The organism is Streptosporangium sp. NPDC000095 (assembly GCF_042899335.1).
Taxonomy (GTDB): domain Bacteria; phylum Actinomycetota; class Actinomycetes; order Streptosporangiales; family Streptosporangiaceae; genus Streptosporangium.
Genome location: NZ_JBIAZS010000006.1, coordinates 2,529 through 17,298 on the forward strand (window position 1 = coordinate 2,529; position 14,770 = coordinate 17,298).

The following is a 14,770-nucleotide window of genomic DNA, read 5'->3' on the forward strand; positions in this document are numbered from 1 at the left end:
GTAGACGTCGTAGCCGGCGACGCCCACGTTGTCGGTGGAGGCCGTCCAGGTCAGGGTGGCGCCGCTGCCGGTGATCGCGGAGACGACCGGCTTGCCGGGACGTGACGGCGCCTCGGTGTCGTTCTGCGAGGCCGTCGTGGTGAACGCGGTGCTCTCGGAGGCGGTGGAGGAGTTGCCGGCCGCGTCCCTGGCCACCACGGAGACGGTGTAGGCCGTCGCGGGGGTGAGCCCGGTGAGGGTGTGGGAGGTGGTGGTGGCGGTGGCGACCTTCGTCGTCCCCTGGTAGACGTCGTAGCCGGCGACGCCCACGTTGTCGGTGGAGGCCGTCCAGGTCAGGGTGGCGCCGCTGCCGGTGATCGCGGAGACGACCGGCTTGCCCGGCCGCGACGGCGCCTCGGTGTCCGCCGGCTCGTCACCGGGCGGGTTGCCCCAGATCTTCGTCGTGCCCGCGTAGACCGTCATGTTCTGCGTCCGCACCGGGGTCGCGCCCGGCGTGGTGGGGATACCGGTGTACGACCAGTCGTTGGACGGGTCCCACGTCCCGGTGCTGGCGATGCGGAACTGCACCTCGCGCCGGTGCTGCGACTGGCCCGCGGGGGCGATCGAGGTGTTCGAGCAGTCGACGGTGACGTAGTAGGTCTTCCCGGACAGCAGGGTCGGCCCGGTCGGCGCCTTGCACTGGTTGTAGGCGGACGTCACGGAGACCTGGCTCGCGGTCGTGGCGCCGTCGAGGGTGAAGTAGTAGCGGAAGGAGCCGTTGGTCAGCGCACGCGCCGGCCAGGCCGACTGGTTCCTCACGATCGCCTTGATCTCGGTGAACGTCGAGCCCGTGGCGTTCACCCCGGCCTCGACGAAGATCTCGGGGCCGTCGGGGGTCTCGGCGACGGGGAAGTTCGCGGCGGGGGCTCCGCCGTACTCGCGGTAGAGGCGGGCGAGGGCACTGGTGAAGCCCGCGTTGTAGTCGGTGGCGACCTCGTTCATCACGTAGTCGTCGCGCTTGTCGGTGTACTTGTCGTCGGGGTCGGGCGGGCCGCCGACGAGGGCACCGTACAGGGTGTGCCGGGTCTCGACCGGGTTGGTCATCTGGTCGGTCCACGAGCCGTGCGCGGTGCGGTGGTGCGGGTTCTTCGGCGGGTTCGCGCCGAACCCGATCATGTACGAGGAGTTGCGCGGGTTGTCACCGAGGGCGTAGTTGATCTGCCTGACCGCGAAGTCGTGGTAGCGCGCCTTCCGTGTCGCGTCGGTGATCGAGTCGGAGTGGACGAGCGCGACGAACGAGGTGTTGGCCGCGTAACGCAGCGACCCCCATCTGTCGAGCACCGCGTGGCCGCCGGGGGAGTACTTCACCCGCTGCCCGTTCACGCCGACCGTCCAGAAGTCGAGCCAGCGGTTGGCGTCGTCGAGGTATTTCTGCTTGCCGGTCAGCTTGTTCAGCAGCACGTAGGCGCCGTAGGACTTGTCGTCCCAGGCGATCGTCCACTTGTAGGACTTGATGGTGGACTGCGGCTCGGTGCCGAGGTTGTCGTAGTACGACTCGGCCTTGGTCAGGTAGGAGGCCTCCTGGGTGGCCCGGTACAGCCAGATCGCGCCCCAGACCAGCTCGTCGTTGTAGCCGCTCCACGACTGGTAGTAGCCCGACGCGTCGGTGATGCAGTCGCTGTACTTCTTCCGCACGGTGTCGGCGAAGGTGTAGAGCTGCCTGGCGTGCGTCAGCAGCGTGTCGGCGTACGTCGGATCCGTCGGACGGAAGACGATCGAGGAGGCCGCCATCGCCGCCGCCGTCTCGCCGGCCAGGTCCGATCCCCCGCACGAGGCGTCGATCTTGTAAGAGGGCCGCTCCATCTGCATCGCCTCGGCGGGGCCCCACCAGGCGTGGTCCTTGCCGCCGTTGCCGACCTGCCCGTACAGCACGTTCGCCGACGGGTGGGCCTTGATGAAGTAGTCGTTGACGAACCTGAGGTTGTTCAGCAGGTGGGTGAGCTGCCCCGAGGAGGCGTACGCGTCGCGGTACTCCACCGCGCCCCAGGCCAGCATCGTCGCGCTGGCCGCCATCGGCAGACCGAACTTGACGTGGTCGCCCGCGTCGTACCAGCCGCCGGTCAGGTCACGACCGACGTCCTGGCCGTCGCCGAGCCCGGAGGGGCCACGCCAGCTGACGCGGTTCCAGCTCGGCAGCGGTCCCGACTGCTGGGCCTCGTAGAACCAGAGGGACTTCTGCAGCGCCTCGCCGTACGCGAAGGCGGGCGCCGCGGCCTGGGCGCCGGTGGCGGACACCGTCACCGGCACGGCCGCCAACGCCAGCAGCGCGAGCGCCGCCAGGGTCTTCTTCATGGGGGGTGCGCCTCTCGGAGGTGGTGCTCGGGGCGTGACGGCAGGTCAGGGGTACCGTCACGCCCCGAGGTCTCAGGGGGGTTGAGCCCGGGTCCGGCCCGGGGGAGAGCCGGACCCGGGGGCGGGGGGTTACGGGAAGAGGCGGCCGTACTCGGCGAGGGCGACGGCGACGTCCACCTGCGCCCAGAACCGGTGGTAGTTGAAGGTCGGGGCGGGGCCCGTGCCCTTCAGGTAGGCGTCCACCTGCGGCCAGTCCGGGTCGTTCTTGTAGAAGGACCGGATGGACAGGAAGGTCGAGTTGGAGTTGATCACGTCGCCGTTGGGCATCTTGCCGGTCCAGCCCGGGGGCACGTAGACCGGGTCGTTGAGGCGGTTGTAGTCGGCCTTGGTCTCGGGGACCGAGACACCCTTGGCGTCCTGGTTGTTACGCCACATGCCGTCGAGCAGGCCCTTGGCGACGGCCTTGGCCGTGGCGTCACCGGACTTGGCCGCGTAGTACATCAGCACCTTGGCGTACGAGCCCGCCACGCCCACGTCGGTCGTGTAGTCCCTGATGCTCACGTGCAGGTTGGTGTTGGGCGTGGGGTTGTTCGGGTTCCAGGTGTTGGGCTGGCCGGTCCAGATCAGCGTCGAGGGGATCTGGTAGGTCCCGTCCGCGTTGATCGTGGTGTTGTCGGTGGCCCACTTGACCCACTTGTCCAGGACGATCTTGGCGTCGGCGTTACCGGTCGCGTAGTAGAGCTCCGCGACCCGCTCCAGCGACCACGCCTGGAAGCCGAACCACTGGTTGGACGGCGGGTCGTGGTAGACCGGCTGCCAGTCGTAGGCCATCCCGTAGAAGGTGGGCAGCGTCGACGGCGGGGACGCGTAGTGGCCCTGCCAGCTGTTGGTGGCGCCACCGGCGATCGCGCCCTCGCTCGACTGGAGCCAGCGGTAGAACTCCATCTGCCGCTTGGTGCTGGTGGTCCAGTCCTGGACGGCGGTCGTTCCCTTGGGCTTGAGCGCGTCCACGCTGGACAGCACCCACGCGGCCATCGGGTTCTGGTAACCGGAGTGGTTGTGGCTGGAGCCGATCCTCCAGGACCAGCCGGCGGAGGTGTCGTAGGCGCCACCCCAGGCGTAGTACCAGCTCAGCAGGTAGGCCGAGCTGTCCTTGCCGGTTCCGGCCGGGCACCCGGTGCTGGTGCAACCCTGCTTCTTGAAGTACTTGTCGTACATCGCGTAGCGAAGGTAGTCGCCCATCTTCGCGGCCTTGGAGATCGTGGAGGAGACCTGCGAGGCCTTGCCCTGCTCCGTGGCCCAGGTGTGCGCCCAGTAGGCGGCCTGGATGGCGCGGGCGTCGGCGTCGGGAGCGTTGGTGTACTTCCACTGCTTGGCGTACGCGCTGTCGCCGGTGAACAGGTCCAGGAACCCGTTCGTGCCGCCGTGCTTGAAGGTGTCGCAGGACGGCTGCGGGATGGTCTCGAAGACCGACTCCTCAGGACCGCGCTGGTAGGTGTTGATGTACGCGGGCTTGGTGGTCCCGTCACCGCAGCGGCCGAAGCCGTAGGTGTTGTCCACGTCCAGCAGCCAGTGCATACCGTAGATGTCACTGGTGCCGTACGCCGTCTTGAGCTCGTTCGCGATCGGGTCGACGCCGACGCTCACGCCGCTGTCCAGTCTGGACGGGTACTGCTTGATGTCGTCCCACTCGCCGGCGTACGTGGCGGGCTTGGACGGGTTGTAGGAGGCGTTGGTCGGCTGGTCGGCCGTGGCCGGGATGATGTACTTCTCCATCGAGGCCCAGGCGGCGTTGAACTTGGTCCAGTCGCCGGTCACCTTGCCGTACGCCGCCTCCAGCCACAGGTAGTAGCTGTAGGCCTCGGAGGTGGTCTCGTGCCCGTGGTCAGGAGCCTCGACCAGGAAGGTCTCGACGGAGTGGTAGGGCACGCCCTCCGGCGAGAAGTAGCCGTTCGCCGGGTCCTTGAGCTTGTTGTACATCGTGACGAAGCGCTGGATGTACTCGTTGTCGCCGCCGCCCGAGTCGTTGTCGACCTCGGTGGCGGTCGTGGTGGCCGAGGTGTGGCCGGTGGCGCTGGAGGTGAACACCGCGCTGCCGGAGGTCTGGTCGGCGTCTTCCGCCGCCGCGAGCCGTACCGTCTGCGCCGTGTTCCAGTTGGAGGTGGTGAAGGTCAGCGACGCGCCGGAGGCGACCGTGAGGTCGGTGTCGCCGCTCGTCCTCGCGGTCGTCACGGTGACGTTCGAGGACGGGGCCCTGGAGAGCTTCACCGCGAGGTCGGCGGTGCCGCCCTCGGGGACGGCGATCGTGGCCGGGGTGACGAGCACGGCGGGAGTCGAGTTGGCGGTGACGGTGATCCCCACCGGGTTGGAGGTGGTCGTCGCCCCCTTGTCGTCGGTCGCCCTCGCGGTGAGGGAGTAGCTTCCGGCGGCGACGTTCGCCCAGCTGTAGGTGTACGGCGCGGTGGTGTCGGTGCCCAGCAGCGTGGTGCCGTTGTAGAAGTCGACCTTGGTGACGGTGCCGTCACTGTCGGTCGCGTTCGCGGCGATCGCCACCGTCGCGGGTGCGGTGAAGGTGGCGCCGGCCGCCGGGCTGGTGATGCTCGCGGTGGGCGGCTGGTTGACGGGGGTGGTCCCCCCACAGGTGGTGCCGTTGATCGTGAAGGAGGTCGGCTTGGGGTTGGAACCCGACCAGCTGCCGTTGAAGCCGATGCTGGTCGAGGCGCCGGTGGCCAGGTTGCCGTTCCAGTCGAGGTTCCTCGCGGTGACGTTCTGGCCGCTCTGCGCCCAGGTGGCGCTCCAACCCTGGGAGACCCTCTGGGTGCTCGTCGGGAAGGCGAATCCGAGGGTCCACCCGGTGAGCGGGTCACCCAGGTTCTTGACGGTCACGTTGGCGGTGAAGCCACCCTGCCAGTCGTTGGTGGTGTAGGTCACATCGCAGGAGACCGCCGCGAGGGCGGGGGAGGCCGCCAGTGCGGTGGTCGTCCCGGCCGCCAGGCTGAGTAACACCAGTGCGGCGATCCGTCTCCGGAAGCGTGGGAGCGCTCCCGCTTTGATGGGGAACAGATGCATGAAATGGGCCTCCGTGAGTGTGGATCGATGCGAATCCGCTGGTGGTGACACCGCATCGGATCAAGCAAGGGAGAGAGGGGGTGGGAGCGCTCCCATAAAGAATTCTGGAGACGGTGAACGGGATGTCAATGGCATGTGCCTCCGGTTACGCCGATGTTTCACGGCCCATGCCGCCAGGCTGCTGTGATCCGGTCGGCCTTTTTTGCGAACCGTGAAAGTTTCAGAACAGTTGATCTTTCCAGCCGAGTGCTTGTTTGTGCGGGTGTCTCCGACCCCGGGCCCGCCGCCCGGGGCGGCCACCGATTCACCCGGGTCCCCGGCGTCTCGGACGGGCGCGTGGCGACCCGCCCCTCCGGTGTGTTCGGCGGCACGCGGCGGGCTGCCCTTCCCCCGTCAAGTCCTCCGCCCCGCCGACCGTCGGCCGAGCGGCCTGCGCCTTCCTCGCCGAGGTGCTCCGCCCCATCGGCCGATGGCCGGTGGTCTGTGTGGTGACCCGCTCGTTTCCTGTCGAGGTGCTTCGCCCCACCGGCCGACGAGACGGCCGGTGGGACGGCTTCGCCTGCGTCGGACGGCGGGTGGCTCTCACGGGGCCTCACCCCGGCCGGCGACGGCGACCGGGAAAGGCGAACGACGAGGAAGAGCCGCGACAGGAAAAGCGATGCGCTTTTGTGCCGCCCGGTAATTCCCGGGCGTCACTCCTCGGGAATTCTCGATTTTTCGAACCTCGGCCGATCGCTTCACCTCTCAGAGTTCTCCGCCCCTCGGGGGCGTCCGAAGACTCTAAAGTCCCCGGCGTCTTCGGAGGCTGAGAATATGTTCTCCTCCGGTCTTTTCAGCGCTGATGGCGATGGTGTCCGGACCGTGGGTGCCGGTGACGGTTGCGTTCCCGGTTCTTCGCCTTGAACATTTTTTCCCTGGGCGGATACGTAATGGTGCTCCGGTTGCGTTTCTTGTCGTCGCGCGCGTCGCCCGCGCCACCCGTGCCACCGGCGGAGAGGGGGCCGGCGGTGGAGGTCGGACTCGTCGTCGACGCCGGGCAGACCCCCTTGGGTCCGACGACCATGGTCAGCACCGGTGAGGAGCTGGGATCGAGCCGGTTCGTGCCCGCGAAGGCGGCCACGAACTCATGGGTTCGTTGCGGTACCTGGGACACGATCAGGGTCGCGCGGCCGGTGGCGTCGGACTGGGTCCTGTCCTGGCTCACCCCGTTGGCGAAGAACTCGACAGGCCCTGTCGGCGGGACCGGCCCCGAGGAGGTGACGCTCGCGACGAGAGTGAGGTGACCCGGCGCTTCCGGATCGCAGAACGCGGCCAGCTTGGTGGAGGTCTTCCTCGGCGGCATGACCGTGCAGGCGGACCGTGTGACGGTGGTGTCGTCCATGCTGACGCTGCCCTCACGGGCCAGAAGGCGGCCGTTCACGGTCGTGCCGTCGGCCGTGGTGATCGAGGTCAGCGCGAGGAGGTTCCCGGCGAAGACGGAACCGGCCCCCAGGGTGGCCGAGCCGCCGACCTGCCAGAAGACGTTGCACGCCTGGGCGCCGTTGACGAGAGTCACCGTGCTGGCGGGCGCGGTGATCAGGCCGGGTGCCCGCAGGACGAAGAGGGCGTTCGGGTTCCCCTGTCCGTCGAGGGTCAGTTCCCCGGTGAGCTGGAAAGCGCCGGAGACGGAGTTGTAGACGCCCGGCTTCACGGTGGTCCCCCCGAGCTGCGCGGGGAGGGAGGCGGTGCCGCGCAACCCCACCACGTTCCGGTAGGCGGTGGCCAGGTCGGTCTGCGCCTGTGCGGCGACGGGGTCGGCCGCGTAGACGGCGCCGGCCATGACGCCGGGCGGGAAGCCGGTGGTCACCGATCCCGGGCTCACCCCCAGCTCGCCGGTGACGACGCCGGAACCGGTGTTGGTGACCGTCCTTCCCGCCAGGATCGCGAAGTTCGTGGCCGTACCGAGCGACACCGGTGCCATCGCGTCCGTCTCGGGCGTCTCGGGCGTATCTGGTGTATCTGGCGTCCTGGGCGTCTCGGGTGCCGGGTGCCCTGCGGCCGCCGTGGTCGCCGGGTCGGTCTGACGCGTCGTGTTCGCCGCGTGGGCCGTGTGCGGGGCCGCGGCGACGCAGCCCAGTGCGACCGCGACGGTGAGTGCCCCGGTCAGCCAGGAGTGGACGGTGGTTCGAGCGACAATACGTGAGTGACCAATTCTTGTCACAATGCTTTCCTTTTCTTTTTGGTATTTCTCCGTTCATGCGCATTGCCGATGATGCGCCGTTTTTCCGACACTACTAACCTTTGGCGGCGCGGTCGTCGTACGACATGCGGATTGTTTTGTCGCGTTGCCCGCGGTGAGCGTCATGAAAATGCGGCCATGTTATTGTTTGTGTGGATATCAAAGGGAATGCTGTGGCGTCCGTGGACCTCGCACCTCCGCCGTGAGCGCCCACATCCGACGATTTCCCGCGCCGAATGAGCGCCGTGGCACGCCCCCGCTCATCACGAGAGGGCGTGCCGCCAGGCGGCACGCCCTCGATGGTCCCGGGGTGCGGGAAGGCCGGACACACGGCCCGGGAGACGACACGCGAACGGGGCCCGGACGCGGCGAACTCCCGGCGCAGGCGCTAACGCGGGTGGCGGCAGCACCCGGCCCACGAGCGGTGGCGGTGATGCCCGCGCTCACGGTCCTTTATCTTGATCGCGTTGCCGCTGTGCTGCCTGCTCTTGATGCCCTGGCCCCCCTTGTTCTTCCCGTTCCCCGCCGTCGTCGCCTGCGCCTGGGCCGGGCAGAGACCGTTCCGGCCGACGACCAGGGGCTGCGGTGTCGAGGCGCTGGGATCCAGGTCCGTGTTGCCGGGGAAGGCGGCCACGAGCAGGTGGGTTCCCGGTTCGATGCCGGTCACCGGCAGGAGGGCGCGGCCGTTCGTCCCGATCGGGGCCGTACCCAGGCTCACCCCGTCGGAGAGGAACTCGGCGGAGCCCGTGGGCGCCGTGGGCCCGAAGGGTACGACGTTCGCGGTGAGGACGAGCCGGCTCGTCCCCCTCTGTGAGCACGCCGTGGCCAGCGTGGTGGCGGTCTCCCTCGGTGGTGAGACCGCGCAGTGGGCCGCCGTGACGATGTCGGTGTCCAGGATGACGGCGCCTTCGCGGGCGAGGAGACGGCCGGCGACGTTCGCGCCGGTGGCCACGGTGATCGAGGTCAGCGCGAGGACGTTTCCGGCGAAGCTGGAGCCGGGGCCGAGCGTGACCGAGCCGCCGACCTGCCAGAAGACGTTGCACGCCTGGGCGCCGTTGACGAGGTTCACCGTGCTGGCGGAGGTGGTGACGAGGTCGGAGGTCGTCCTGAGGATGAAGACGGCGTTCGGGTCGTTCTGCCCGTCGAGGGTGAACTCCCCGGTGATCGCGAAGGCGCCCGTGGCGGAGTCGTAGGTGCCGGGAGTCACGGTGGTCCCGCCGAGTTCCGTCGGGAGGGTGGCGTCGACGGGCTGTCCCGCCGCGTCGTCGTAGGCGGCGGTCAGGTCGAGTTGGGCCTGCGCGGCGGTGGCGTCGGCGGCGTGGACGGCGCCGACCACGACGCCGGGCGGAAAGCCGGTGATCACCGATCCCGGGCTCACCCCGAGGTCCCCGGTGACCACGATGGGGCCGGTGCCGGTGGCCGCCGTCCCGGCCAGGACCGCGAAGTTCGCGGCGGTGCCGAGCGGCGGCGGCGTCGTCGCGTTCGCCGCGTGCGGGGTCGCGGCGACGCAGCCCAATACGAACACGACGGTCAGGACCCCGGCCGGCCAGGAACGAGCGGTATTTCGCGAGGCGGTATACGAGCGACCAATTCCTGTCACAATGCTTTCCTTTTCTTTTCGGTATTTCTCCGTCCAGGCGCATTGCCGATGATGCGCCATTTTCTCTGACCCTACTGATCGGCGGTGTCGTATCTGGCATACGACATGCGGGATGCTTTATTGCGTGGTTATCGGCTCATATCAGAGAGATGTGGCCGTGTTGTTTTCCGGGATATCTCGACCCGGGGCGGGACCGCCCTCCGGTGGGTGAAACGAACAGAGGGCGTGCCGCTCGGCGGCACGCCCTCGATGGTCCGACGAGATGACGCGTCAGGACCGGGTGCGGGATCGACGGTACGAGGTCAGGTGCAGGTGATGCCGGACGCGCCGGGGGTGGAGGGCCCGTTGGCGGTGAATCCGACGACGACGGACTGGCCCGCCGCGAGGCTGGTCGCGTGGCTCGGGGCCTTCGCGGTGAAGGTGGTCCCGCTCTGCGTGACGGTGGCGTTCCAGCCGCTGCCGAGCGTCACCCCGGACGGCAGGGTCCAGCGCACCGACCAGTTGTTCCAGGCCGAGGTTCCGGTGTTCTTCACGGTCAGCGCGGCCTGGAAACCTCCCGACCAGGAGTTCGTGAGCGCGTAGGAGGTCTCGCAGGCCGCGGAACCCGGGGTGGGGGTCGGTGTCGGGGTGGGTGTACCGGTGCCGCCCCCGCCGACCGGTGCGATCAGGTACGGCTGGAGGATGTCCTGCTTGTCTTGGTTGATCGAGCTCCAGTCGTCCTTGGCGATACCACCGGTGTCACCCGAGTTGGGATTCCACGACCAGTAGGTGAACGACATCCCGTTCACCCCGGTGCCCAGATACTTCATCAACTCCTGGAGCCAGATCTTGTCCACGGGCGCCTGCATGGTGGTCCCGAACTCGCCGAGCATGATCGGGGCGATGTTCTGCTTGTAGAGGTAGCCCCAGTACCTGTCCCAGACCGCGGGCAGGTTCGCCGGATAGTTCGGCGCGTCGAACCACGCCTGGCGGTAGACCGAGGTGGCGTAGTCGTGCGGCGAGTAGACCAGCCGGTTCGCCACGTTCAGCCGCACCGGGAACTCCCCGGCCTTCGACAGGTTGCCGCCCCACCAGCCGCAGTCCTCGTCGTTGCTCGGGTCGTTGTCCCAGACGTTGGACAGGCCCCCGCTCGGGCAGCTCACGCCTTCGACGAAGATCAGCCAGTTGGGGTTGACCGAGAGCACCGCGTTGCCCGCCCGCTCGGCGGCGAGCCGCCAGTCGCGGGTGGTGTCCCCGCAGCCCCAGCACGCCCCGGTCGCGGCCGGGTTGGTGCCCTCGGCGTGCGGCTCGTTGTGCAGGTCGGCGCCGATGACGGTGGTGTTGCCCGCGTACCGCTGGGCGAGTGCCTTCCAGTCGTTGATCCAGGTGCTCTCCGGCGTCGCGGGCACGTACCACAGCGGTGACTGCCCGGCGGCGGTCGGCCGATGCCGGTCGAGGATGATCCGCATGCCCTTGCTTCCGGCGTACGCGATGACCTTGTCGAGGATCTGCAGCGGGCTGTTGCCGACCAGGTCGGGGTTGACGAAGTCGTTCACGCCGCTGGCGACCGCGCCGGGCTTGAGCGCGTCGTTGGAGAACGGTACGCGGAGGGTGTTGTAACCGAGCGAGGCCATCTTGTCGATCTGGCCTCTCCACGGGTTGTTCGACCACAACCCGTGGAAGGTCTTGTTGTCGGTCTCCATGCCGAACCAGTTGATACCGGTCAGCCGGACGGTCGCCCCCGTACTGTCGACGATCTTGTTGCCGGAGGTGCGCAGGTAACCGGTGCCGGTCCCAGCCGCGGCACCGGCCGGGGAGGAGCCGAGCGCGACCGCCAGCGCCGAGGTGACCGCGAGCGCCGCGAGCGCCGCCGGCCACCTGCGAACACGCAGGACTTTCATGGAAAGGGCCCTTCAAGGACGTGATCTGTTCGCGGGGTGAGAACCTCGCGATCGAAAGGTGCGGCCGGACGCGCTCGCCATGGTTCGGCGCCCGCCCCGCTCCCGTCAACCACCGTGGGAACCGGTTCGCCCCGATGCCGTGCCCGCACCCCGTCCCAACTCGCCCTGTGCGACCTCGGCCCGCCTGTCGTTCCGTGAAAGTTTCACCGGCCGGGCCGCGTCTCCCGCACCCGGCGTCCGGGGCGGCGGTCACCGTTGGTGAACCCCCTTCGGCGGGCGCGACCCGAACCCGCCGCCGAATGGCACGCGTTCTAACCGTCCGGTGAAAACCGCGGGAACAGTTCGGCGCCGCCGATCCTGTCAAGGATAAAAGGTGGCCGGGAATTCGCCTCGGCCGGGCGTCGGTGTTCATCCGAGGTTTCACCGACGATGTCGGAAACGGCGAATGCGACAGGTTCCCGAAGCCGGCGCCCGGGTCCTCTCGATTCAAGAAGCGAGAGGACCCGGGCGCGTTTTTCGACTTTCCGGCCGGTTGGTTTTCTAGCCTGTCAACGCGACCGTCACGAGCATCAACTGGGCCTCCAGGGCGTGGCGGAAGTCGTCGGGCAGCGAGCCCTCCCGGTTGCGCTCGGCGATCTTTCTTCGGATCGGGTCGAGGTCGCCGGAGCCCCAGACGCTGTTGGCCAGCACCTGCCGCAGGTCCAGGGCCACGTCCGGGCGGATCTTGCCCTCGTCCTCCCCCTTCGCGAGCACGTCGTTGAAATGCCGCACACTCTGGTTGAGGTTCGGTGCGTAGGAGTGGATCGCCTCCGACCCGGGTGCCGGTTCCGCCATCTGCCCACCCCACTTTCGGGTAGGAGAAGTAGGAGAAGGAAGCGGAGTCGTGCCCGGTTGCGGGTAGGCGGTGGTGGGGTCGAGGACCGCGGGCGGTGCCGTTCCGCGACCCTGCGGACCGGCGACCTGCTCGTTGTGCGAGCCGGAGATCCGGCTCCACACCAGGAGTCCCGCGAGCAGAGCCGCCACCGTCGCGACCACCACCCAGCGCCCCAGCCCACCCCTGCCCGCCGAGTGAACCGGGGTCAGGGGTGTGGCCGGTGTCCTGAGGGCCGCGGTCAGACCGTCGGCCACCTCATGGGCCCTGGGTCTGGCCTCAGGCTGGTGCGACAGACAGACCTGGCAGAGCGCGCTGATCCGCGCGGGCATGCCCGGCACCTCCGCCACCGGCGGAGGTCCCTCCCTGCGGACGTTCTCGATCTCCTCCCAGGTCCGTTCCGGGTACGGGGGGGCGCCGGTGAGCATCTCGAACAGCAGGACGCCCAGCGCGTAGATATCGCTCGCCGGATCCGCGACCGTGCCGGTGAGCCGCTCCGGAGCCACGTAGGGAGGCGTCCCGTACTCGGAGGTCCAGTCGTCGCCGTCCTCCCCGATGAGGGCGGCGATGCCGAAATCGAGCAGCTTGGCGCCGGTCGAGGTCAGCAGCACGTTCTCGGCGGTGACGTCCCGGTGCACGATGCCCCGCTCGTGGGCGGCGGCCAGCACGGTGGCCAGCCTGGCGGCGATCATCGCCGCCTCCGCCCACGGCAGCGGGCCCTCGGCGATCCGGTCCGCCAGCGGGCGTCCGTCCAGCAGGCGCATCACCACGTACGCGGCGAGGCGCCCCTGCGAGGTCACGGTCTCCCCGTAGTCGTAGACCTCGATCGCGTCGGGGTGAATGAGGCGCGCGGTGGCACGCGCCTCCCTGCGGATCAGCTCGCGCTCCCCTCGATCGAGGCCCAGTTCGCCGTCCAGCAGCTTGACGGCGACCATCCGCTGGAGCGACTGGTCGAAGGCACGCCAAATGACGCTCATGCCCCCCCACGCGATGCGCTCCAGCAACAGATACCTGCGGGTGAGCACATCTCCCGCGCGAAGCCCGACGTGCTGGTCAGGCGGACTCACGGACCACCAGCTCAGTGGGGAGTACGGGATTGTCGCGGGGAGAGCCGGCCGAGCCCATGGAGAGCAGCAGCAGCCGGGCGGCGAGTGCGGAGAACTCCTCCACCGGCTGGCGGACGGTGGTGAGCGTGGGTGAGGTCCGCCGGGCGGTGGGGGCGTCGTCGAACCCGATGACGGCCACATCCTCCGGCACCCGGCGGCCGGCACGACGCAGGGTCTGCAGCGCCGCGGCGGCCATCACGTCGGAGGCGGCGAAGACCGCGTCGACGTGCGGCATCCTGCGCAACAGCCACTGCATGCCGTGCACGCCCGACGCGTGGCTGAAGTCGCCGTACGCGACCGGCACGCTGGTCATCCCGGCCAGCGCGAGGGTCTGCAGGAACCCGTCGAGCCGGTCGCGAGCGGCCGGAAGGGCGGGTGGGCCCGCGATCACGCCGATGGACTTCCGGCCGCCGAGCAGCAGGTGTTCCGCCGCCTGCCGACCGCCGTCGCGGTTGTCCATGTCGACGTGGGGGAGGTCGATGCCGTCTGGGGGACGGCCCGCACTCCGTACGGGTATGCCCGAGGCGGCGAGGGTCACCACGAGCGGATGTCTGTCGCGGGCCGCGATCAACAGGACGCCGTCGATGCCTCCTGCGACGAGCGGTGGCGTGGCGATGGTGGAGGTGGCCGCCGTGGCGGTCATCACGGCGAGGGGGACGCCGTGCCCGGTGAGGACCTCCTCCGCAGCCGTGATCATCCGCGCGTAGAACGGCTCGGTGAACAGCCGGTGCGCGGGTTCGCAGACCACGATGGCCACGACCTGGTCGGATCGGCGGCCGGAGCCGCCACGGGGAGCGCGATGCCTTACATAACCAAGACGCGATATTGCGTCATGCACCTGCCTACGAGCCGACGTGCTGACTCTGACTGAACCGGTGAGTACCCGGGACGCCGTGGCCGGGGAAACCCCTGCCTCTGCCGCGACCTGGGCAAGTGTGGGTAGATCGGTCATAACTTCCTCCACACCAAGATTCCGCACAGGTGGGAGCGCTCCCATTGAACCTAGCATTGTTTCGGAAGTGTCAAAAGATGTTTCCGAAAAATCACCTTGTGTATGTCAAATTTCCCTGACAACCCAGTCAGGGGCAAGTATCGACATGATTACGGAGTCATACCATTCCCCGTTTAGGTGCAGGGCGTCACGACAGACACCCTCCTGGACGAACCCGAGCTTGCGGTAGACGTGCGCGGCCCGTTCGTTGAAGGCGTAAACCTCCAGGCCCACCCGGTGCAGCGGCGTGGTGCGGAAGACGTGGTCGAGGGTGAGCCGGATCGCCTCGCTGCCGTAGCCCTTCCCGTACGCCCGGGGGCCGATCAGCGCGATGCGCAGGTTGCAGGAGAGATTGTCGGCGTCGAGCTGGTTGAGCACGATCTCGCCCACGTAGGCGTCGTCACCGGCGGTGCAGATCGCCAGGTCCAGCCGGTCGTCGAGGTCGCTCCGCGAGCCGTACCAGGCCTTCAGCCCTTCGTAGTCGGGCTTGCCGTGCGAGCCGGTCAGCCGGACGGTCTCGGGGTCGTTGACCAGCTCCCAGAGGCCGTCCACGTGCTCGGGACCGACCGGCCGGAGCGTCACGTGCTCTCCGGGGAGTGTGGGTTTGCGCGCGAACATCATTCGGTGTGTCTACCGGCAGGAATCCCGCTGGGCAAGCAGATTCCCCCCGCGAGGGCACGACGGGCCCCGGCTCGGGGTGGGTC

The 14,770-nt window shown here is 68.7% G+C and carries 8 protein-coding genes; all 8 read right to left on the minus strand.

The window, feature by feature from the left end:
* Positions 1 to 2,331: glycoside hydrolase family 9 protein (locus ACFY3V_RS15270; protein WP_389773703.1), on the minus strand; the 2,331-nt coding region annotated here is incomplete at its 3' end.
* A 129-nt stretch (positions 2,332 to 2,460) separates the two neighbouring features.
* Positions 2,461 to 5,400: a glycoside hydrolase family 48 protein gene (locus tag ACFY3V_RS15275; RefSeq protein WP_362895857.1), complete on the minus strand. Its 2,940-nt coding sequence runs from the start codon at positions 5,398 to 5,400 to the stop codon at positions 2,461 to 2,463.
* A gap of 832 nt (positions 5,401 to 6,232) precedes the next feature.
* Entirely contained in the window at positions 6,233 to 7,600 is a 1,368-nt protein-coding gene (locus tag ACFY3V_RS15280) for an ice-binding family protein (RefSeq protein ID WP_362895859.1), read from the minus strand.
* A gap of 406 nt (positions 7,601 to 8,006) precedes the next feature.
* Positions 8,007 to 9,143 carry an ice-binding family protein gene (locus ACFY3V_RS15285; RefSeq protein WP_362895861.1) on the minus strand — a complete coding sequence of 379 codons (1,137 nt, stop codon included), beginning with the start codon at positions 9,141 to 9,143 and terminating at the stop codon, positions 8,007 to 8,009.
* 377 nt (positions 9,144 to 9,520) lie between these two features.
* Positions 9,521 to 11,098: a cellulase family glycosylhydrolase gene (locus tag ACFY3V_RS15290; protein ID WP_362895863.1), complete on the minus strand. Its 1,578-nt coding sequence runs from the start codon at positions 11,096 to 11,098 to the stop codon at positions 9,521 to 9,523.
* A gap of 540 nt (positions 11,099 to 11,638) precedes the next feature.
* A complete protein-coding gene (locus ACFY3V_RS15295; protein ID WP_362895865.1) occupies positions 11,639 to 13,036 on the minus strand; it encodes a serine/threonine-protein kinase in 1,398 nt (465 codons plus the stop codon).
* Positions 13,023 to 14,084, minus strand: coding sequence for a LacI family DNA-binding transcriptional regulator (locus tag ACFY3V_RS15300; RefSeq protein ID WP_362895867.1), 1,062 nt, complete (start codon positions 14,082 to 14,084; stop codon positions 13,023 to 13,025). The genes ACFY3V_RS15295 and ACFY3V_RS15300 overlap by 14 nt, the downstream gene beginning before the upstream one ends.
* 48 nt (positions 14,085 to 14,132) lie before the next feature.
* A complete protein-coding gene (locus ACFY3V_RS15305) occupies positions 14,133 to 14,684 on the minus strand; it encodes a GNAT family protein (RefSeq protein ID WP_362895869.1) in 552 nt (183 codons plus the stop codon).
* Between the last annotated feature and the right edge of the window lie 86 nt (positions 14,685 to 14,770).